At 65.3% G+C, this 20,318-nt stretch carries 16 protein-coding genes; 7 read left to right on the plus strand and 9 right to left on the minus strand.

Translation table 11 applies throughout. The annotated features are described in order from the left end of the window. Positions 1-63 precede the first annotated feature (63 nt). Positions 64-915, plus strand: a complete 852-nt coding sequence (locus P0D73_RS36600; protein WP_408435046.1) for an alpha/beta fold hydrolase — start codon at positions 64-66, stop codon at positions 913-915. On the opposite strand, the gene P0D73_RS36605 is transcribed toward P0D73_RS36600, so the two are convergent. The 4 genes from P0D73_RS36605 to P0D73_RS36620 form a co-directional block, all read right to left on the minus strand. Continuing rightward, a complete protein-coding gene (locus tag P0D73_RS36605) occupies positions 854-3,514 on the minus strand; it encodes a mechanosensitive ion channel family protein (protein ID WP_408435048.1) in 2,661 nt (886 codons plus the stop codon). The genes P0D73_RS36600 and P0D73_RS36605 overlap by 62 nt on opposite strands. A 286-nt stretch (positions 3,515-3,800) precedes the next feature. After that, positions 3,801-4,151 (minus strand): NIPSNAP family protein, encoded by a 351-nt coding sequence (locus P0D73_RS36610; protein ID WP_408435050.1) that lies wholly within the window; start codon positions 4,149-4,151, stop codon positions 3,801-3,803. Between the two features lie 140 nt (positions 4,152-4,291). Beyond that, positions 4,292-6,043, minus strand: a complete 1,752-nt coding sequence (locus tag P0D73_RS36615; protein WP_408435052.1) for an MFS transporter — start codon at positions 6,041-6,043, stop codon at positions 4,292-4,294. A 224-nt stretch (positions 6,044-6,267) separates the two neighbouring features. Continuing rightward, entirely contained in the window at positions 6,268-7,704 is a 1,437-nt protein-coding gene (locus P0D73_RS36620; protein WP_408435054.1) for a sigma 54-interacting transcriptional regulator, read from the minus strand. A gap of 1,350 nt (positions 7,705-9,054) precedes the next feature. On the opposite strand from P0D73_RS36620, the gene P0D73_RS36625 reads away from it, so the two are divergent. From P0D73_RS36625 to P0D73_RS36635, 3 genes are all read left to right on the plus strand, one after another. Further along, complete coding sequence (locus P0D73_RS36625; RefSeq protein WP_408180017.1) at positions 9,055-9,342, plus strand: hypothetical protein; 288 nt, start codon at positions 9,055-9,057, stop codon at positions 9,340-9,342. A gap of 67 nt (positions 9,343-9,409) precedes the next feature. After that, positions 9,410-10,612, plus strand: a complete 1,203-nt coding sequence (locus tag P0D73_RS36630; RefSeq protein ID WP_408180018.1) for a CpaE/TadZ family protein — start codon at positions 9,410-9,412, stop codon at positions 10,610-10,612. A 342-nt stretch (positions 10,613-10,954) separates the two neighbouring features. Then, the gene (locus tag P0D73_RS36635; protein WP_408435057.1) at positions 10,955-12,397 is read left to right on the plus strand and encodes a nicotinate phosphoribosyltransferase; all 1,443 of its coding nucleotides are present in this window, start codon (positions 10,955-10,957) and stop codon (positions 12,395-12,397) included. On the opposite strand, the gene P0D73_RS36640 is transcribed toward P0D73_RS36635, so the two are convergent. The 3 genes from P0D73_RS36640 to P0D73_RS36650 all read right to left on the minus strand — a co-directional run bounded on the left by P0D73_RS36640 (position 12,394) and on the right by P0D73_RS36650 (position 16,142). After that, complete coding sequence (locus P0D73_RS36640; protein WP_408435059.1) at positions 12,394-14,241, minus strand: ABC transporter ATP-binding protein/permease; 1,848 nt, start codon at positions 14,239-14,241, stop codon at positions 12,394-12,396. The genes P0D73_RS36635 and P0D73_RS36640 overlap by 4 nt on opposite strands. 5 nt (positions 14,242-14,246) lie before the next feature. Next, entirely contained in the window at positions 14,247-15,137 is an 891-nt protein-coding gene (locus P0D73_RS36645) for an extracellular solute-binding protein (RefSeq protein ID WP_408435061.1), read from the minus strand. 78 nt (positions 15,138-15,215) lie between these two features. After that, a complete protein-coding gene (locus P0D73_RS36650) occupies positions 15,216-16,142 on the minus strand; it encodes an NHL repeat-containing protein (protein ID WP_408291072.1) in 927 nt (308 codons plus the stop codon). Positions 16,143-16,358: 216 nt separating this feature from the next. Between P0D73_RS36650 and P0D73_RS36655 the strand changes: the two genes are divergently transcribed. The 3 genes from P0D73_RS36655 (at position 16,359) to P0D73_RS36665 (ending at position 18,020) form a co-directional block, all read left to right on the plus strand. Then, positions 16,359-16,847 carry a molybdopterin-dependent oxidoreductase gene (locus tag P0D73_RS36655; protein ID WP_408180023.1) on the plus strand — a complete coding sequence of 163 codons (489 nt, stop codon included), beginning with the start codon at positions 16,359-16,361 and terminating at the stop codon, positions 16,845-16,847. Positions 16,848-17,020: 173 nt separating this feature from the next. Next, on the plus strand, positions 17,021-17,566 hold the full coding sequence (locus P0D73_RS36660; protein ID WP_408180044.1) for a nitrogen fixation protein NifQ: 546 nt from the start codon (positions 17,021-17,023) through the stop codon (positions 17,564-17,566). A 52-nt stretch (positions 17,567-17,618) separates the two neighbouring features. Further along, positions 17,619-18,020: a winged helix-turn-helix domain-containing protein gene (locus P0D73_RS36665; RefSeq protein WP_243658296.1), complete on the plus strand. Its 402-nt coding sequence runs from the start codon at positions 17,619-17,621 to the stop codon at positions 18,018-18,020. A 24-nt stretch (positions 18,021-18,044) separates the two neighbouring features. On the opposite strand, the gene P0D73_RS36670 is transcribed toward P0D73_RS36665, so the two are convergent. Then, positions 18,045-19,397, minus strand: coding sequence for a DUF2325 domain-containing protein (locus P0D73_RS36670; RefSeq protein ID WP_408180024.1), 1,353 nt, complete (start codon positions 19,395-19,397; stop codon positions 18,045-18,047). Positions 19,398-19,545: 148 nt separating this feature from the next. Beyond that, positions 19,546-20,316 carry a hypothetical protein gene (locus P0D73_RS36675; protein ID WP_408314416.1) on the minus strand — a complete coding sequence of 257 codons (771 nt, stop codon included), beginning with the start codon at positions 20,314-20,316 and terminating at the stop codon, positions 19,546-19,548. Positions 20,317-20,318 lie beyond the last annotated feature (2 nt).

Consider the following 20,318-nt stretch of genomic DNA (forward strand, 5'->3'; position numbering starts at 1 on the left):
TACCGTCGCCCGGCACAGTGGCGTCACGGCATCACGACTCCCACTTGAGGCAAGGAGACTTCCATGAACGCGACCGCACCGTATCTCGCCGACGAACCGAACACCATCCGCACCGCCGACAACACGCGTCTTTTCTACCGCGACTGGGGGCAGGGCACGCCGCTGGTGTTCCTCTCCGGCTGGACGCTGAACTCCGACATGTGGGCGTACCAGATGGAACCGCTGTCGCGTCTCGATTGCCGCTGCATAGCGTACGACCGGCGCGGGCATGGCCGTTCGAGCGATCCGGGCCGCGGCTACGACTTCGACACGCTCGCCGACGATCTGGAAAGCGTGTTGAGCGCGCTCGATCTGAGCGGCGTCACCCTGGTCGCACATTCGATTGCGAGCGGCGAAGCGGTGCGTTATCTGACGCGTTACGGTTCGGCGCGCGTCGCCCGGGTCGCGTTCATAGCGCCTGCGGCCACGCCGTATCTGCTGAAAACCGAGGACAACCCGAACGGCATCGACGCCGCTTTATTCGAGCAAGGCCGCCTCGCGCTGAGCCGTTCCTTTCCCGACTGGATCGAGGCGAATGCGGCGCCGTACTTCGGGCCGGGCGTGTCGCGCGCGCCGCTCGACTGGACGATCCGCATGATGCTGCAAACCTCGCATCAGGCGATGCTCGAACTGGCCCGCGTGCAGACCATCACCGATTTCCGCGCGGAATTGGCGAAGATCGAGGTGCCGTCGCTGATCCTGCATGGCGATCGTGACGCGTCGGCGCCGCTCGAACTGACCGGGCGGCCCACCGCGGCGCTGATACCCGGCGCGTCACTGCATGTCTATGAAGGCGCGGGTCACGGCTTTTACTTCACTCATGCGGAGAGGTTGAACCGGGATTTGCTGGCGTTCCTGGGCCGCCAGCCGGTTTAGGGTCGACGGGCAACTGGTCTTCCACCGGCGCGTCCTTCTGCGCCGCTGCGGCGGACGACGGCGCAGCGGCGGGCGGCGCGGCCTTCGGTGCATCAACTGCGTCAGGTGCGTCTTTGTGTGTGTCATCCGCTTCGATTCTCGCGGGTGCGCTTTCCGGGTCCCACGTCAGCAGATTGCGCTGCGGGTTCGCGATCTCGATGCCGCGCTCGCGGAACTGGTCGAGAATGCGCCGGTTGAATTCGCGCTGCACGCCCCAGCGCGCACTGTCGCGGCACTGGATCTGGCCGGCCAGCGTGATGGCCGAGCCGTCCAGCGCATCGACGCCCCAGAAGCTGAAGTCCGACAGAATGCCGTCCTTGAACTTGTCGTCCTCGCGCAGGGCGGCGCCGATTTCCTTCAGCGTGTTGATGGCGAGATCGACATCCGCGCCGAACACGATATTGACCTTCACTGCCGCATTGCCGATGCCGCGGTTGGTGTTGTTCACCGTCGATACCGAACTGAAGGGCACCGTGTAGAGCGAACCGTCGCCGCCGCGCAGCCGCACGGTGCGGATCGACAGATATTCGACAGTGCCGGACACGCCCGCGAGCGTGACCCAGTCGCCGACCTGCATCGCGTTTTCCATCAACAGGAAAATGCCGGTGATGAAATCCTGCACCAGTTTTTGCGAGCCGAAACCGAGCGCCACGCCGAAGATACTGGCGCCCGCCAGCAGCGGCCCGATGTTTACGCCGAGTTCACTCAAACCGGTGAGCACCACCACCAGCGCGATCGCGCAGAAGAGCGCGCTGCGCAGCATCGGCAGCAGGGTGCGCAAGCGCGCGGCGCGCACGAGGTCGCCGCTGGTGGTCCAACTGTCCAGCCGTTGTTCGACCGATACGTTGACGCCTTCCCACACGAGCAGCGCGATCACGGCCGCCACGCCGATCGTGATGATCGCCGACGCGAGCCGGTGCCCGATCGTGCCGGTACGGAACAGGTCGCCCACATGCACGCCCCACACCTGCAACAGCGCGAGCGCGGTCACGATGCCGATGAGCCACGCCACCACGAGGCGCAACAGCGGGTAATAGCGGTACGCGTGCTGATGCACGAGCGATTTGGCCGCGTCGTCCTGCACATTGAAGAGCCGGGCCAGTGCCCCGAACACCACGATCGACACGACCCGTGCGCCCACCAGCACCGCCAGCGAAATGCCGCCGAGATGCAGCAGCGCGTGATAGCCGTTCTGCACGTCGAGCGCCCAGATGAACCACAGCGCCATGACGACGAACACCGCGGCCCACGCCCAGACTTCGGCGAATACGTTGCCGAACATCTCCAGCGACTTGCGCGCGGCGAGGCGCTTGCGGATCAATTCGCCGACCGGGGTCGCGCATTGCAGCAGCAGGATCGAGATCATGACGTGGCCGGCGAGCGCGACCACTTTCATCAAGGCGAGATGCGCCGCGTCGTTCAGACCGAGCGACTGCGCGATCTCGGCGATCGCGGAACCCACGCCCACCACGCTGACGATCCGCACCATCCAACGTTGCACGAAAGCGGCCCACGCGTCGCTCATGCGCAGCAGACGCAGACGCGGCGCCGCCGGTTGCAGGAAGAAACCGCTGACGATCACGATCACGCGGCACAGCACGTAGATGTCGACCAGCGAATCGAGCGCGCGGTCTTGCGGCGTGCCGTCGTCGGCGAAGATCGACATCAGCGCGCTCGCCGCGCCGACGAACACCACGAGCGGCAGCAGCCGCAGCGCCATGGAGAGGAGCGCGCGCGGCAGGCGCCGCAGCAGCGTCCAGTGATGTTTGGCGTTCTGCTTGCCTTTGGCTTCGTTGACCCGGCCTTTGGCCTTCGTCGCGGCGGATGTGCCGGACGGCACGGCCGCGGCTCGCGCCTCTGCCGTACTCACCGGCGAGGGCGGCGAAACGGGCAAGGGCGGCGCGGCGTTCGGCGCGTCGGCGGGTTGTGGCGCGACGTCGACGGGCAGGTCGGCTTGCGCGGCGTCGTCTTCGTCTGCCAGTTCGCGGCGCGCGGCCAGCGCCCGGTAGGCGCGGCGCAGCAGGCGGCGCGCCAGCCATTCGAGCACGAGCGCGGGAATCAGCGCGGCCAGCAGCGACCACGCGACGTGGCCCAGCACGGCGCGCGCTTGCGGGTTGGTCGATTGCCAGTTCCACCAGGCGCGGACCGACGCGAGGTCGAGCAGCGCGGCGACCGAACTGCGTAACGACTTGCCGAGGTCCACGGCCCAATGCGCGCCCTGGCGGGCCAGTTGCGAGGCGAGGCCGTTGGACTTGAACGCCGCCGGCACGATGGCGGCGGCGCCGCTCGCCGCAGCGGGCGCCGAGGCGGCCGCGGGCGCGGAAGCGGGCGGCGCGCTCAGCGCGCCGGCGGCGGCGATGGCCTGCAGCGTGTCGGCGACTTGCGCGCGGCGCGTGGGGTCATTGAGAACGGCGAGAGCCTGGCGGGCCTGCTCCGGCGTCAGCGTGACGCCGACGCCGGAGGCCGACGACGCGGGCGTGGCCGGCGCTGTTGCGGCGAAAACCGGCGCGGTGATGAAGGCGAGAAGAACGAAAAACCAGACCTGGAATAATTTGCGCATAGGGTGTAAAGCGGGGGACAGATGCGGACGGCTGTGCCAATACATACGGACCGGTTCGGCGGCGTGACCATGAACCGACACGGTTTTGGCCGTACAAGTTCCTTGAGCCGCCGTGGCGCGAGGCGCCGGAAATCCGGCGAGCCCCGTGCAGCGGCACCTTGCGGTAGCAAAAAACTTGCCTGTCAGACAGTATCCGATTGTCCCATGCCGGCTGCGACGCGCAGGAATTCCCCCCGGCCCGTGCGTATACCTTCACCGCCGCAATCGCAATCGCAAGCCCTCGCAATTACTCCGTCGCTGCCGACGCGCGCACCGCCGGCACGCCCAAGGTGCCTTCCACGATTTCGGTGAAGGTGCGCTCCTCGCGCAGAATGAAGCGCTTCGTCTGCGCCAGCTTGAAGTTGTCGCGTGCCTCGGGATCGGCGCGCAGTCTCGCGCGATATGTCTCATACGCCGCGAGGCTGTCGAACGCGATCAAGCCCCACGCGATGTCGTTGGTCCCTTCGTGCGGCAGAAAGTAGCCGATCAGGTGGCCGCCACAGCGCGGAATAATGCGGCCCCAGTTGCGGGCGTATTCGTCGAAGGCATCGCGCTGGAAAGGATCGATCTGATAGCGGATGAAGCAGGTAATTGTCATGTGCATAGCTCCGGGTCGGTTGAGAGGCGTGGTCTGAAGCACCATGACTGCAGTATGGCGAGCGCCGGCCGGCGATGTTTCAGCGCGCTCTGAACTATGGATGGTGGCCGTGCGCGAGTCATGAATCAGACGCCGGGCATCTAAAGCGGCCGTTGCGAGCGGATCGTGAAGGCCGCCAGCGCTGCGCCCGCCAGCGCGCAAAACGCCGACACCAGCGCCACCGCTCGCAATGCCGCGCCCAAGGCTTCGGCTTGTGCCTGTGCGACCTCGGCTTGCGCTCGTGCCGGTTCTGCATGTGTTTGGGCCACGCCTGCATCCGGATCGGCGTGGGTTTGCGCCGCTGCGGCACTTGCCGCTGCTGCGCCCACTTTTCCTTCCGACGCATCGGTCCCAGCGCCCGAATCCATGCCGACCTGCGCCAGGCTCGCCGCTGCGCGCGCCGCCTGCGGCACATGCAGCGCATCGAGCCGCGCAGCGAGCGCCGCATCGTGTGACCACACGAACACGATCCCCAGCACCGCGATCGCCAGCAGGCTCGCCACCCGCGCCACCGCGTTGCTGATGCCCGAAGCGACGCCCGTGCGGGCGGCGGATACCGAGGTCATCACCGTCGTCGTCAGCGGCGCGACGGTAATGGTCATGCCGAGTCCGAGCACGGTCAACGCGGGAAGAAAGCCGCGCCAGTACTCGCCGCGTACCCACGGCAGCGCGAGCATCGCGAAGCCGGCCGCGGCGACGACCGGCCCCGCGGTCAGCAAGGCTCGCGCGCCGTAGCGGCTCGTCAGGCCGCCGGTGAAGCGCGACAGCAGTCCGATGGTGACCGGCACCGGCAGCAATGCCGCGCCCGCCTGGGTCGCGCTGTAACCATAGGCGCGGATCAGCGTGAACGGCAGGAAGAACAGCGCGCCGCCCAAGCCGAAGTAAAGCAGCAGTGTGACGAGATTGGCGCCGACGAAGTCGCGCGAGCGGAACACGTCGAGCGGCATCATCGGATTGCGGGTTCTCGCTTCGAGCGCGACGAAGGCGATCAGCACCAGCAGTCCGCCGAGGATCGACGCCAGCACCCAGCGGTTGCCGAAGCCATGCGTCGAGGCGAGAGTCAGGCCGTAGGTCAAGGCGGCCAGTCCGGCGGTGGCCGTGACCGCGCCCGGCAAGTCGAGTCCGGCCGCCGCATGTCCGGTGGCGGCGGCGGGGGTTGACGGATCGCCGTCGTCGTCCTGCCGGCTGTCGGGCACGGCCATGACCGCCAGCGCGACGGTCGCGCACGCGATCGGCACGTTCAGAAAGAAGATGGCCCGCCACGAAAACGCATCGACTAGCCAGCCGCCCGCCACCGGCCCGAGCGCCGAGGTGATCGCGCCGACGCCGGCCCAGGTGCCGATCGCCTGGCCGCGCTCCTTGTCGTCGAATACCGCGCCGATGATCGAGAGGCTGCTCGGCACCAGCAACGCCGCGCCCACGCCTTGCACCGCGCGCGCCGCGATCAGCGCGGCGGCGCCCGGCGCGAGGCCGCAGCCGATCGAGGCCAGCGTGAACAGCCCGATTCCGGCGATGAACACCGTGCGCCGGCCGAGTTTGTCGCCGAGCGAGCCGCCCACCAGCACCAGCGCGCCGAGAAACAGCAGATAGGCGTCGACGACCCACTGGATCGCCGCCACGCTCGCGCCCAGTTCGGTCTGGATGGACGGCAAGGCGACGTTGACCACGGAACCATCGATGAAGGCCATGCTCGAGCCGAGAATGGTCGCGGCCAGCGCGAGTTTTTTACGCCGGCACGGATGGACAACGCTGGGATGTTGCGCGCGAATGACGAGCGCGTCGCACGGGCTCGCCTGAGCGGGCAGGACGGACGAGGAACGGCGCTCGAGCGCCGGTACGTGCTGGTCGGCCAAGTCCGCTCCCGGATGGATGAACGGCCTTCAGCATAGCAATGCCGGCGTGTCGGCGAAAGGCGCGAAGAATGCGTCAGGCGCTGCTAGCGCACCTTGTCACGTCATTTCGCCCTATGGTGCGCGCGAAATGGTGGCGCGCGCGGCCCGCGATCATCCGGGCGAGCGAGGTTCAGACCGGACCCGGCGGAACCCAGCGAAGCAGAAGCGACGCCGAACTTACCTGCTCACACCAGCGAAGGCGCCCGCCGCTCCGTCTCGCCGTCGGCATCCGCGCCGCCGGTGGCGTTCGACGCGCGCCCGGCTGCCGGCTCCTGATGCAGCCGGTTGGCGTGCATCAATCGATACAGCGTGGCCCGCGAAATGCCGAGTTCGGTCGCCGCCTCGGACAACTTGTAGCCATGCCGCTGCAACGCATGCTCGATCGCGTCCTTCTCGGCCTTGCTGCGGATTTCCGCCAGCGTCACGGCCGGCCCGTTGTCGGCTTCCGGCAGCCCCAGATCGCTTGCCGTGATAAAGCGGCCCTCGCTCATCACCACGGCGCGGCGCACGCAATTGATTAGCTCGCGCACGTTGCCCGGCCACGGATAGTTCGACATGGCCACGATCGCGTCGCTCGACAGACCGCGCAGTTTGCGCGCGCCGTCCTGTTTGTACATGCTCAATGCATAGTTGGCGAGCAGCTTGATGTCGCCGCCGCGCTCGCGTAGCGGCGGCTCGACGAGGCGCAGCACGCACAGACGGTGATACAGGTCGGAGCGGAAGCGCCCGTCTTCGACCGCCTTGTCCAGATCGACGTGGGTCGCCGAAATGACCCGCGCGTTGACGTTGATCGGGCCATTGCCGCCCAGCCGTTCGATCGTGCCTTCCTGCAGGAAGCGCAACAGGACCGCCTGGCATTCATGCGGCATGTCGCCGATTTCGTCGAGGAAGAGGGTGCCTTCATGCGCGCTCTCGATCCGGCCGATCTTGCGCTGGAGCGCGCCGGTAAAGGCGCCGCGTTCGTGGCCGAACAATTCGGCTTGCAGGAGGCTCGGCGGAATCGCCGCGCAATTGATCGCGACGAAGGGTCGCCCGGCGCGCGGCGAGCGTTCATGAATCGCCTTGGCGGTCAGTTCCTTACCGGTGCCGGATTCGCCGGCGACGAACACCGGCGCGTCGGTCACGCCGCATTTGTCGATGCGCCGGTACAACTGCTGCATGGCCTCGCATTGCCCGACCATGCCGTGCCGGCCGAGCGACGGCTCCGGCGCGACCTCCACATGCCGCAGGCTCGACAGCCCATGCGCGTGGCCGAGCGCGAACACGAGCCGGTCGTTGAGCCACGGTCGCGTGACGAAGTCGAAGCAATAGTCGAGGATGAAACGGCTGACCAGTTCGTTTTCCGCCTGGCCCGGCGCGATCTGGGCGACCCAGTTGGTTTCCACGCGCCGCATGCAGGACGCCAGTGCGGACAGATGCTGTGAGGTACAGTCGCCCGGCAGCTCGACTAGGCCGACCTTGATATTGCCGCGCTCGAGCATACGCTCGGCGACGGCCGTGCTTTTGGCGTGCACCGCTTGCCAGCCAGAAGCCGCCAGAAAAGCGGCGAGTTTCTGATCCGGCGAATTCGACACATACAGAACAGTGCGTTCCGTGTCGACAGGCGTGCAAGTCGTGTTCATGTTACCCCCGGTTTGATGCAGCTCTCAGGACTGTTCTGCGACGTACCCAACAGACCGGCAAGATGCCGGCTTCCGGCCAACTGAGCCAGCCGGTCCGCGTGTGCGGACCCGGACATGGATTGATCCACCGCTTTGGGGTTCTGCGACTCGACGCCCGGCGGTGACGATTCACGGTAGCGGCAATCTCGGGGGGCATGGAGCGGGCGGCGCGAGCCGCGAGGTGCTACATATCGGACGAATGGCGGGAACGGTGTTCACCGTTGTAACCGTCACACGATCTTTTCCCCGAATCACTCAAACCGTTTTTAACCTCGTTGGCCTGATACAAGCACTCTTCTTGGCGCATGGGCTTAACGATAAGCGAAACCGCTTTCGAGCGCCATACAAACAAGTCTGGATTCAGAAACGTTTTTCATATCACCCCATTGTGCTTGCGGTAAAAAAATAGACGGTCAAGTCCCGCTATGCTCGGCATCCCACATAGCGCCTCAATTCGTTTTACGGCAAATGTGAAACGGAACTGTAGTTCGGGATTTGCCTCGTCTCACGCTTGCGACACATCGGACAGGGGGTCGAGACTACCCGGTAGGGTTCCGAAGCATCGGCATATTTGACCGGGATGTGACGCAGCGCCCGGCCCCACGCGGGACGTGCGGATTGCCCGGCGAGCCAACGGCCAGCTACGCGTCGCCGCGGCGCGTCGGCGGACGCCTAAGTGCGTGTCGAATTCGAATCAACGCGAGATGCGAAGAGTGCGCGGGCAGGGTGCGCCGCAGCAACGATCACGGTGGCATAAGGGTTTGATGGCACATGGCATAGCCGTTGCAATAAGCACTTCACAGCGAATGCTGTTGCCGCCCGGTCCGAACTCCGGGAAGCCGGAGTGAAGAGAGATCGGCGGCACATAAAACTTCGTAGGCGCGGCGGGGGGAAGCCAATGCGTTTTACGAGGGGGCGGCGGGGCCACTGAAAAACAAACGACATAAGAGCACGGCGCGAATGATCGGTACAACGTACCGGTCAATGTGACCGGACGATGTAAAGGTCGACCTCGCCACTTTTTCCGTCTGTTTCGGCGGACATGAAGGGGATGGCAAAAAACAACAAGTACCGCGCTCGCGGAGTTGGTGAGCGAACGATACGCACAACAACAAGAAGACAGCGAAGGAAGAGCGGCGGGGTAGCGCGCGGTCGAGGACCAACCGGGCGCGATGGAGCGTGGAGGAATGGCCAGAGTCTCCGTAGAGAGGCGCAGCTTACGAGGTGGACCGGGCGCCGTGTCCGCGAATGTGCGGACACGGCTCACCTGGACAGAGCAGTGAAAAAAACAGATTTTTTTTGGGGGTTGTCATGACCAGACAGTTCACCAAGCCGGCCGGCACAGCACAGTCGGCTCGTCAAACCACCGTGTACTCAACGGATGTCGCCTATCAACGGCATATCGCCGCGCCGCGCGCATTGTTCGCCGCGCCGCCGGTCGATCTGACGACGCTGGTGATTGCCGAGGCGATCAAGCGCCGGGCGCAAGCGGAGCTTCAGCGCGAGGCGTTGCGCGACTCGGTGTATGAGATGCCGGTGTCGCAGGAACGAAACTATGAGCGCGGTGCGGACATTTACCGGTCCGATTCCGACGAATAACCAGAACATCGATCGCTATCGAGGTGGCTTCGCCAACCGAACGGCGTCAGACCGGCGGAGAGCCGACATGATCGACATCTTCCTGATTTCATCCAGCATGGAGCGCGCGCCGGAGATCGTCGCTCGCCTCGAGGCAAGCGGCGTGGCTTACCGGCTGCGCACCGCTCACGGCACGGCCCGGCAAGTGCGGGCGCACGACCGTGCGATTCGAAGCGCCGATATGCTGATCGTCGACGATGCCGATCTGAATGCGCGCGACCTGGACGGCGTCGAGGAAGCGCTGGCCTGCACGCCGGCCCTGCATTGCGTGCTGATGACGGCGGCGCCGTCCACCGCCTTGCTGGGCGCGGCGATGCGTGTCGGCGTGCGGCATGTGCTGGCGTGGCCGCTCGACGCCGACGAGATCACCACCATCCTCATCCAGGCCGACGTGCGGAAAAACGCCATCGGCCGCCGCGTCGGCCGTGTCGTCTCGCTCGCTTCGAGCAAGGGTGGCAGCGGTACCACGCTAATCGCCGTGAATCTCGCGTATTCGCTTGCCGCGCTGAGCAACCGGCGTGTGCTGCTGATCGATCTCAGCCAGCAATTCGGCGACGCCAGCCTGCTCATGGCCGACAAACCGCCGCCCACCACGCTTGCCGATCTCTGCTCCCACGCGGAGCGCCTCGACGCCGCGCTACTCGAATCATGCGTGATGCATGTCCACGCAAATCTCGATGTGCTGGCCGGTGCGGGCGATCCGCTCAAGGCCGCGGAATTGCTGCCCGCGCAGATGGAGAGCATTCTCGCGCTGGCGCGCGAGCGCTATGACGCAGTGTTGATCGACGTCGGCCAGAGCCTGAATCCGTTGACGATCCATGCACTCGATCGCAGCGACGCGATCTGCATGGTGGTGCGTCAGAACCTGCTTTACCTGCACGGCGGGCGTCGCATGCTCGATATTTTCAGAGAACTGGGCTATCCGGCCAGCAAGGTGCGGGTGGTGGTGAATCATTACGACAAGAACGCCCAGATCAACCTGTCGAAGCTCGAACAGACGCTCGGCGCGAGGGTGGCGCATCAGCTTCCGCGCGACGAAAAGCAGGCCAATGAAGCGCTCAGCCGCGGCGTGCCGCTGGTGACATCGGCCCGGGACAGCACGCTTGCGCAAGGTATCAGCCTGCTGGCGGACATGCTGTGGCCGTCCAGCGCCGAGCGCCGCAAAGGCGTGCTCGGCCGGCTGTTCGCGTCGCGGCCGAACGTGCCGCCGCAGCTCAAACCCGGCCATTGAGGCCGTTCTGTCAAACTGGACAGACTCGTCAGAAGCGAATCCGCACGTCGGTGGCATGATCTGGATAGCGGATCCGTGCCGCTGCTACGCTGCGATCATGGGAGGCGGGCAGCCGTTGGCGTAACCTGCCAGAATAATAATTCGCATGTCGAAACGAATAGGCAATGACGTGGACCACTCCGCCGTTAGAGCGTCGCGGCGAGCAGCTATAGCGCGTATCGACGCAAGCTGTGCTTTCGCTTGATTCCCGGTGTGTTTTGACAGTGTATCGTGTCGTTGTGGCCAGCCACTGCGCGGCCCGTCTGATTACTCTCTAGAGCGCCTGTGAGCGCAGCATCGTCCATGCAAAACGAGTCCAACGGTCTCAACGATATCGCGTCGATCCTGTCCAATCCGATCCTCAACACGGATTCGTACAAGGCGTCGCACTACCTGCAATATCCGCCCGAAGCGTCGGCGATGTTCTCCTACATTGAATCGCGCGGCGGGCGCTACGATCGCACGCTGTTCTTCGGCCTACAGATGCTGATCAAGGAATATCTGTGCCGCCCGGTGACTCCGGCCATGATCGGGCAGGCCAAGGCTTTTTTCACGGCGCACGGCGAGCCGTTCAACGAAGCGGGCTGGCGCTACATCGTCGAACACCACGGCGGCTATCTGCCGGTGCGCATTCGCGCGGTGCCGGAAGGCTCGGTCGTGCCGACGCACAACGTGCTCGTCACGGTCGAATGCGACGATCCGCAGGTGTTCTGGCTGGCGTCGTATATGGAGACCATGCTGCTGCGCGTGTGGTATCCGATCACGGTGGCGACGCAAAGCTGGCATCTGCGCAAGACGATCCGCGGCTATCTGCTAAAGAGCAGCGACGACCTCACGCAACTGCCGTTCAAGCTGCACGATTTCGGCGCGCGTGGCGTGTCGAGCGCGGAGTCGGCGGCGATCGGCGGCGCCGCGCACCTCGTCAGCTTCATGGGCTCGGACACCGTGCTCGGCGTGATCGCGGCGAACCACTACTACAACGAGACGATGGCGGCGTTTTCCGTGCCGGCGGCGGAGCACAGCACGATCACGTCATGGGGCCGCGAGCGCGAAACCGACGCGTTTCGCAACATGATTGCGCAGTTCGGCAAGCCAGGGGCAATCGTTTCCGTGGTGTCCGATTCCTACGATCTGTTCGCCGCGCTCGACGCCTGGGGCACGGAGTTGAAGCAGGCGGTGCTCGACTCCGGTGGCACGCTGGTGATCCGGCCCGACTCCGGCGATCCACGGACGATCGTGCTGCAAACCCTGCGGGCACTCGAGACGTCGTTCGGATCGGTAGTGAACGGCAAAGGGCGGCGCGTGCTCAACAACGTGCGGGTGATCCAGGGCGACGGCGTGAACCCCGATTCGATTGAAGCGATTCTTGCCGCTATGGACGAAGCCGGCTTCGCGGCGGACAACATCGTGTTCGGCATGGGCGGCGCGTTGTTGCAGCAGATCAACCGCGACACGCAGCGCTTCGCGATGAAGTGTTCCGCGATCCGTTTAGGCGACGAGTGGCACGACGTGCTCAAGGACCCGGTCACGGACGCCGGAAAGCGCTCGATGAAAGGGCGCCTGACGCTGCTGGTGAATCGCCACACGGGCGAATATCGAACGACGACGCTGCCCGTTGCCTGGGACGAGCGCACCGTCGAAGGCGATTGGGAAGATGCGCTGGTGACGGTGTTCGATTCCGGCAAGCTGCTGGTCGATATGTCGCTTGCCGAAATCAGAGGCCGCGCTCACGCGCACGAAGGTTAATGCGGACTGCTCGCTTGCCAGACGGCAACACCTGAAGCGCGGATCTCGATCCGGCACGGCGCGCCTTCGCGCAGGCGGGCATCTTCATTGGCGATGTCGAAGCGGACTCCGGCAATATTCACGCGGACATAGCGCTCGCCGCGCCGCAATTCGACCGCGTCGACCACACCGGCATGCGTGCCGCCCACCGTCACGACAATGGCATGCGACGACACGCGCCACATGACCCGCTGACCGGCGGCGAGATCGAGTCCGCTGTCGCCCGTTCCGATCACGAGGCCCTGAGCGATTTCGACGTGGCCCGGAGCGTTCATCGCACCTTCGCCTACATTGTGCAAGCCGAGCAGGCCGGCCACTCGTATCGACGCCGGCCGCTCGAATACGGCGTCGATAAAACCCGCTTGCAACACGCGGCCCTGCTCGACGACCAGAACTTCATCGGCCAGCAATGCGGCTTCATCCGGATCGTGCGTGACGATGATCGTCACCGCCGTGATCTCGCGCTGCAAGGCGCGCAACGACTGCTGCAAGCGGCGCCGCCGCGGCGTATCCAGCGCGGCGAACGGCTCGTCGAACAGCAGCAGTTCGCTATGCCGTGTCAGCGCTCGCGCGAGCGCGACGCGCTGCCGCTGGCCGAACGACAATTGATGGGGCAGGCGCGCGACCAGTTGCGCGAGGCCCAGGTGATCGAGCCAGTAACGCGCGCTGGCGGGATCGGCATCGACGGGAAAGGCCAGTTGCTGCGCCACCGTCATATGCGGAAACAGGCCGTAGTCTTGCGGCATATAACCGATCTGCCGGCGCTCGGGCGGCAGCGTGTTCAATGGCGTCGTGCCGAGTGTCACGCTGCTCGACGCGTTGGATTCGAGCCCCGCGATCAGACGCAGCGCCAACGACTTGCCCGAGCCCGACGGCCCGATGATCGCGAGGCGTCGCGTGACCGGCGTCCATGCGATGTCGAGATCGAACGCGCCCAGCCGGCGTTGCAAATGGAAAGCGAGGCGCAGGTCCGCGGTTTCGCCGCGGCTCGCCGTCAGGTCCGCGCCGGGTTCGAGCGCGTCGTCGCCGTTTTCGGTTTGCTCGAGCGTGGTCTTTTGCCGAAGGCTGTAAATCGTCAGCGCCGCGCAGACGATCGCGATGGCGAGTGTCGGCAGCAGCAGGGGCATCATCGCCGGCAACCCCTGGCCGCCGAATACGACGTACGTATAGACCGGCAACGAATACGGGTGATAGGCCACCATCACGGTCGCGCCGAATTCGCCGAACGCGCGCAGCCACGCGAGCGCGAGTCCCGCGCGAATCGCTGGCCACGCGACCGGCAACATGACGCGGAAAAAACGGCTGCCGGCGTGATGGCCGAGCGTCGCGGCCACGTCGTCGAGCACCGGGTCGACGGCGGTGAACGCGGACTTGGCGGCAATGATCAGGAAGGGCGCGGCGACGAAGACTTCCGCGAGCACGATGCCGGCGAACGAATCCGTCAGCACGCCATTGGTGAAGCGGCCAACCCAGCTATACGGCCCGAGCAGAAACAGCAGCAGCACGCCGCTGGTGAGCGGCGGCAACGCCAGCGGCAACTGCACGACGAAGCCGAGCAGCGCCACCTTGCGCGAAGTCGAACGCGCGAGGAAATAGCCGAGCGGCACGCCGCCCAGCAGAATCGCGAGCGAGGCCACGCTCGCGCTCGCCGCCGAGATGCCGACCGCCGACCACGTCGCGCGCCAATCGACATTCGCCCAGTCCGCCGCGCCGAGCTGCGGCACGCTCGCAACGAACGGAGCGCACAGATAGACGGCCAGCAGCGCCGCCAGCCACAGCAGCGGACGCGCAGCGGTACGTTTCACCGCGCTTACTGCGCGGCGGCGTCGATCACGGCTTGCACCGAAGGCGGCATGGCTTGCCCGTTGCCGCTTACCGTGGGTTTGATGACGTCCACGCCATGTTGCCTGAGCAGCGCGCGGCCTTTCGCGCTCAACAGAAAGTCGACGAAGCTGCTTGCGCCTTCACGGTTCGGCGCGTCGCTGAGAATTGTCAGCGTGTAGCTGGCCTTGGCCTGCAATTCGGGTGCGGGGCGGATCGCCGGAATCTTCAGATCGGACGTTTCGGTGGAATAGAAAAAGCCGGCGTCGAGCTGGCCGGATTGCAGGCGGCCAACCAGCGTTTCCTCGGGCAAAACCTGGTCGGGGTTTTCCGCCGCGCCGAGCGTCTTCTCGACGAGGTCCGGCTGGTGGTAGAGCTCAGCCGCCTTGGTCACCATCTCGACGGTGAAGGCACCCTTCGGGTCGAGCTTCGGGTCGGTCCGGCCGATGCGGATGCCCGGCTCCTGCAGCACCTGGTCCCAGCGCTTGCTCTTGAACTGCGGCGCGAACTTGCTCTGCGGGTTGTAGCCGATCATCAACGGCGATTCGGCGAAATTCACATACCACGTGACGTGATCGCCATTCGCCGCGCCGGTCAGACTGTCATTCACCTTGGGGCTCGCGCTGATGAACACGTCGCCGCGGCGCAGCTTGCCCTTGATCTCGTTGGCGATCTTGTTCGAGCCCGCCGCGTAGCCGCGGAAATGCTGGCCGGTGGCCTTCTCGAATGCCGGGCCGATGCTGCGCTCCATCAGATTGACCAGCGAGCCGGCGTACAGCACGTTGACCGTGTTGTCCTGCGCGAAAGCAGGCGCGGCCGTCACGATGCCGGTAACGACCACGAGAGGAACGACGAGAGAAGCGAGCAGCTTGCGAATCATGCGATAACCCCGATACGTTATTAAGAGCGCTATATTACGACGTCATCGCATTATCTTGTGTGACGACGCCGCTCTGCATCAGTCAAGCGGGAAGCTGCGCACGTAACTGGTGCCACTCGCACTGGCGGCGCGGTCGATGGCGTACAGCCGGCCGCGCGGCGCGTCGACGGCTACGCCGCGGGCGTCCTGAAAGTCGTTTGCAAGCACGCTGATCGTGCCGTCCGGCGCGATCCGGCACAGGCCGGTGGTATTGCATTTGGTGTATAGCTTGCCGCCCGCGTCGACGGCCATCAAGTCCGGGCTGGTGATCCGCACGAATGTGCCGCTCGGCGTCACGGCCTGCGATCCGCCCAGCAACGCGCTCAGACTCGCTTTGACGATGTCGTTGTTGGCCTGGTCGGAGACGTAGACCGCGTCGCCCGACACGGCGATCCCGACCGGCTTGCCGAGTCCGCTCAGCAGATCGCGCTCGACCGCCGTGTGAGCGGCCGGATCGTATGTGATGAGACTCAGCCCGCCTTGCAGCGGATTGCTGCCGATTTTGACGAACCACGTCGAGAGCAAACGATTGGAGCCAATCGAGATCAGGCCGAGGCGGCGGCGCGCCGGATCCGGGCCGCTCAGCGCCGCGATCGCATCGACGCCCGTGATGCTGAACACCGCGCTCGCCGTGCCGAAGCCGAAGCGTTCGATCATCAGCGTGGACGCGTCGGCGAAGCTCAACTGGCTCAGGCTGTTCGACTGGCCGGCCACCGCCGGCACACTCGCGTAATGCGCGAACGTGCGGCCGTCGGGCGAGGAGAGCACGCTATTGGTCTGGTCGTCGGTGATGAAGACGGCGCCGTCCGCCGCGCGCACCGCGATGCCGTTCGGCGACGCGCTGACGGCGACCTTTTGCGGCGTGGCGGTAATCTCGTCGCCGCCACAACCGGCGAGCGCCGCGATCAGGCCGAGGGAGACGAAAGCGAGACACGTGGTGCGTCGCCAGGCGGGTGAGAAGCGCATGTGATCTCCTGAGCAGCCCGGCTGCGCACCGGCCGTATGCCGGCGCGCCCACGCGTGCCGTGATTGTTATGAATGAAGGTGAGGCCGGGCTATATTCCCGGCGATATGACGCGTATCGACGCGGTTTTGCGCGCAAGCCGCCATCGCAGCGTAATATACACACGGACATAACGGGTGAACAAGCCGCTCAGGCGCACATGCTGGAGATAAACGGATATGGATAGTGTGAATGTGATTGCCGCGCCCGCTGTCGACAGCGCGCTCGTCCTGAGCGGACGATTCCAGCGGCCGCTTTCATTCGGGCTCGATGAACTCAAACGCTACGAAAGCGTGGTGGCCACGCCGTTCGATCTGCGTTGCTATACGACCAACCGCTTTATTCGCAGCGTCGAGCCGTATCGCGGCGTGCGCCTGACGACGCTGATCACGGAAGCGGGCTTGCCGAATAGCGTGCCGGGCGAATTCAAGCGCACGGTGTTCGTCGCGGTGGGGCACGACGGCTATGTCGTGACGTTTTCGTGGCATGAACTCTTCAACACGCCGATCGGCGAGAACGTGATGGTCGCCTACGAATGCGGCGGCCGAGCGCTCGACGCTGAAGACGGCGCGCCGATTCTGTTTTCCGGATCCGACATCCTGCCCGCGCCGCGCCATGTCAAACGGCTCGCGCGGATCGAGGCGCATGTGTTGGGACCGTTGGCGTAGGTGAACGCGAGGCACAGCCGGTAGGCGTAACATGGGTCGCTGATCCTTATCACGTTGCCGCCATGTCTGACGATCCGCTTGCACGCGTTGTTGGTGTTGCCGCAACTGGCGAAGACGCGCCTTTGTGGGTGCGGTCGTTGTCGTTGCCGCAGGACGCATTGACCGCCGCGCGCATGACAAAGTGGCTGGACGCAGCGACTAATGCCGCATCACCCGACACACAACTCTTCGCCAAACTGATCGCAGAGCGCGACGCGCGCAACGAACTCGCGCTGCTCGGACTTCAGCAACCGGCGTGGCGCGCGCTGGTGGCGCGGCACTTCGCGCGTGCCGCTGTCCCGGCCGCGTTGCCGCTCGTGGTCACTTCGAGCGAGCACGCGGAATTCGTCCGCACGCTCCACGCGCTATTGCTCACGTACGCTAGCGCCACGATCCATGCAGACGACGCGCAGTGTCTAGCTGCAATCATCGCCCATGCCTGTTTGCGTCCGGATCACCTGTGGCGCGACCTCGGCCTCGCCGGCCGCGACGAAGTCACGTGGATGCTGACGCGTTATTTCCCCACGCTCGTCGCGCTCAATACCGCCAACTTGCGGTGGAAGAAGTTCCTCGCTGAACAACGCGCGTTGTCACTGGGTTTGCAGCCTGGCCCGGCGCCAGGCTGTCCCGGCTGTGAAGACTACGGGCATTGCTTCCCGGAGCTTCAGGGAGGATTGTGATGGCCGTTCGGCCAGGGTGGCAGTACGAGGCGGTTCGTGTATGCTTTCGCGCATGGCTGACACCCCAAAAACCAAACCCGCACCCGCGGCAAAAAAAGCCGCGAAGGCGCGTCCCGAAGTGCGCTTCAGAATGCGCATCCGTAGCGGCGACGCGGTCGCGCTCGGGCCGGGCAAAGTCGAATTGCTCGAAGCCGTGCGCGAATTCGGCTCGATCTCGGCGGCGGCGCGCAGCCTCGATATGTCGTACCGTCGCGCCTGGCTGCTGATCGATGAACTGAACCGTTCGCTCAAGTCGCCTGCCACGCATTCGGAGCAGGGCGGCCAGAGCGGCGGCGGCTGCACGCTCACGCCCGTGGGCGAAACCATCATTCGCCTGTACCGCGACGTTGAAGTCGAGGCGCAGCGAAGTTGCGCGAAACAGATCGCCGAGTTGACCAGGCTGATCCGCTCCTGAGCGTCCCCGGTCGCGCAAGTGCGTTCAGCCGTGACGCAGGCAAAACGCCGAAGGCGGCGGATTGCCCAATTGCGCAAGCTGCTCGGGGTGCAGGCGCGCCATCAATTCGACGAAGCTCGCCACACTCGCCGTGCGCAGCGGGTGATAGTCGATCTGATGGCGCTCGCAGACGCGCTTGAGCGTATTCATCGAATCGTGGTCGATGCAATCGACCGGAAACACGACGAGATCCGCACCCGGCAACGCCGCGGCAAGCAGGCCCTTGCGATCTTCCACACCGCCGTCGTGCACGATCAGTTCGCCGCCGGCCGCTTCCACCAGCCGCTTGAGCGCCGCGTTGGAACCCGGCCTGCCGCCCACATACGCGATCCGTTTGCCTTGCACGCTGTCGAGGCTCGCCCGGCGCGTGCCGGCTCCGCTCGCCGCGTCCGCTGCGTCTACCGTCGCGCGTTCGAGGGCGTCGCATTCGCTTTGCACCAGCTTGAGCAGCGTCAGCGTCTGATCGTGGCTTCTGCGCAGCGCGAGCGCCGCGTCCTGTTCCTGCAGCGCGCGCTGTTCCGCGGCCTCGCGACGGCTCGTATGCAGCGCGACGCGCTGATCGGCGTCGGCCAGTTTGTCGTGCAGCCGTTGCGTTTCGGCTTCGAGACCGGCGACATCGCCGGGGATCTGGCGGCTTGTCTGCGCCGTGAGCTGCGCGATCTGCTCGTTGAGCGCCGCAATCGACGCGTCGCGTTGCAGGCTGAGTTCCTGCAAACGGCTCTGTTGACGCTCGATTTTCTCTTTCAATGCGGCGTTCTCCTCTTCCAGCGCGACCAGCCGGCGAATGTCCGCGCGATTGGCCGCGCCCACCAGATGCGACAGCATGTGCAATTCGCCGAATGCTTTCTGGCGCACGGGCATGGTCGCAAACGGATGCGTCATCAACGCCCAGTAGGCGGGCGGGATGTCGCCGCTCTTCAGCGCTTCGTCCCAGAGCTTGAGCAGGTCGACGTCGTCGGTGGCTTTGTCGAAGCGGCGGATCGCGCCCGCATAGTGTTCGTCGAGCAGTTTCTGCAGCGCCTTCGCGGCCGCGCCGCCTTCGATAGCGAGTTCGACCGCCGAGTGATGGATCTCCAGATCGCTCGCGTCGCGGCGATCGAGTCCCGTGAATTTCGGCACCAGCTTGCGCAACTCGTGCGTGCTCAGACACGTGCCGATGATCGAACAATGCAGATGGCTGTCGAGTTCGGCGAGGCGCGCGCGTCGTTTGGTGTTCGAGAACGACACTTTGGCGGGGGCGCAACATGCGTCGGCGACGTGCATGCCGGTGCCGGCAAGCTCGTCGCCGGACAGTTTCAGACGCGCGGGCTGGGCGAGACGGAACGGGGGCGTGTGCATGGGAATCTCGAATCCGGTTCGGTGTCAGGCGAGTTGAAAGTGCAGGTGAAGCTCATGGCGCACATTCGCCGCGCAAGCGCGGCCGACGATATATTCGGAAAGATATAACGATGGGCGAAAGAGAGCGTTCATCTGCGGCTGTCGTTAATCAGTCGTTGGAGGGGGCGAGGGCGGGCTCGGCGACGCGCGCTTTGCGCCGCACGGCCGACCTGTCCGCAGGGCTTCGCGCGGTGGCGGCGCGCTTGCCGGCCGCCGGGCTCATGTCATTCGCAGCCCGTGCGTGCTGTTCGAGCACATGCCCGACGCACAGGCCCACGAAGGCCGCGTCGAGCCGTTCGAGTTCCGCGACCACCTTGCGCAGGGCAGCCAGGTCGTTGCTGAAGGTGTCGGAAAAAATCGCGTCGCGCAGTTGTTCGGCGCAGCGCGCTTCCTCGATCGCCGCTTTGAGGTCGCGCAGACGCGCGAACGCCGCGGCTCTCGCCCGCTCGGCGAGGATCGACAGCAACTGGTTCAGCGAATGCGAGCCGGACGTGCCGACCGAGGCGAAATTCAACTGGTCGTCGGTCAGCATCAGCACGAAGCGCTGCACGCTGCCGTAGAGACGCCGGTAGGCGTCGACGACATCGCGGATCGATTCGGCGCGGCCGCGCTCGGACGCCGACTTCACCGCGACGATGGTCGATGAAAGCTCGTTGGGCGGACGCTCGCGGCGTCTTGCCGGGGCGGATGAAATGGATCGACTGCGCACCGCTACTGGCTCCTGCTGGCTCGTTTCGCCTCGTCGCGCGGGGCTCTCAGAAGCGCTGAAAGACACGCCGCCACGCACCACGAAGCCTACCGTGATATTCGGCAGGATATAGCGAAAAGCGGCCGGCGTGTTGAACAGACGCCGTTTCCTGAGCCGTCGGACAGGCTTCACGC

It is taken from the genome of Paraburkholderia sp. RL18-101-BIB-B, assembly GCF_046026985.1.
Classification (GTDB): Bacteria; Pseudomonadota; Gammaproteobacteria; order Burkholderiales; family Burkholderiaceae; genus Paraburkholderia.

Bases quoted from the DNA above. Each gene is read 5' to 3' on its own strand.
- P0D73_RS36655 (WP_408180023.1), top strand. From the start codon at position 16,359: ATGGATAGTGTGAATGTGATTGCCGCGCCCGCTGTCGACAGCGCGCTC.
- P0D73_RS36625 (WP_408180017.1), top strand. From the start codon at position 9,055: ATGACCAGACAGTTCACCAAGCCGGCCGGCACAGCACAGTCGGCTCGT.
- P0D73_RS36620 (WP_408435054.1), bottom strand. From the start codon at position 7,704: ATGAACACGACTTGCACGCCTGTCGACACGGAACGCACTGTTCTGTAT.
- P0D73_RS36600 (WP_408435046.1), top strand. From the start codon at position 64: ATGAACGCGACCGCACCGTATCTCGCCGACGAACCGAACACCATCCGC.
- P0D73_RS36650 (WP_408291072.1), bottom strand. From the start codon at position 16,142: ATGCGCTTCTCACCCGCCTGGCGACGCACCACGTGTCTCGCTTTCGTC.
- P0D73_RS36605 (WP_408435048.1), bottom strand. From the start codon at position 3,514: ATGCGCAAATTATTCCAGGTCTGGTTTTTCGTTCTTCTCGCCTTCATC.
- P0D73_RS36665 (WP_243658296.1), top strand. From the start codon at position 17,619: ATGGCTGACACCCCAAAAACCAAACCCGCACCCGCGGCAAAAAAAGCC.
- P0D73_RS36630 (WP_408180018.1), top strand. From the start codon at position 9,410: ATGATCGACATCTTCCTGATTTCATCCAGCATGGAGCGCGCGCCGGAG.
- P0D73_RS36670 (WP_408180024.1), bottom strand. From the start codon at position 19,397: ATGCACACGCCCCCGTTCCGTCTCGCCCAGCCCGCGCGTCTGAAACTG.
- P0D73_RS36660 (WP_408180044.1), top strand. From the start codon at position 17,021: ATGACAAAGTGGCTGGACGCAGCGACTAATGCCGCATCACCCGACACA.
- P0D73_RS36645 (WP_408435061.1), bottom strand. From the start codon at position 15,137: ATGATTCGCAAGCTGCTCGCTTCTCTCGTCGTTCCTCTCGTGGTCGTT.
- P0D73_RS36635 (WP_408435057.1), top strand. From the start codon at position 10,955: ATGCAAAACGAGTCCAACGGTCTCAACGATATCGCGTCGATCCTGTCC.
- P0D73_RS36610 (WP_408435050.1), bottom strand. From the start codon at position 4,151: ATGACAATTACCTGCTTCATCCGCTATCAGATCGATCCTTTCCAGCGC.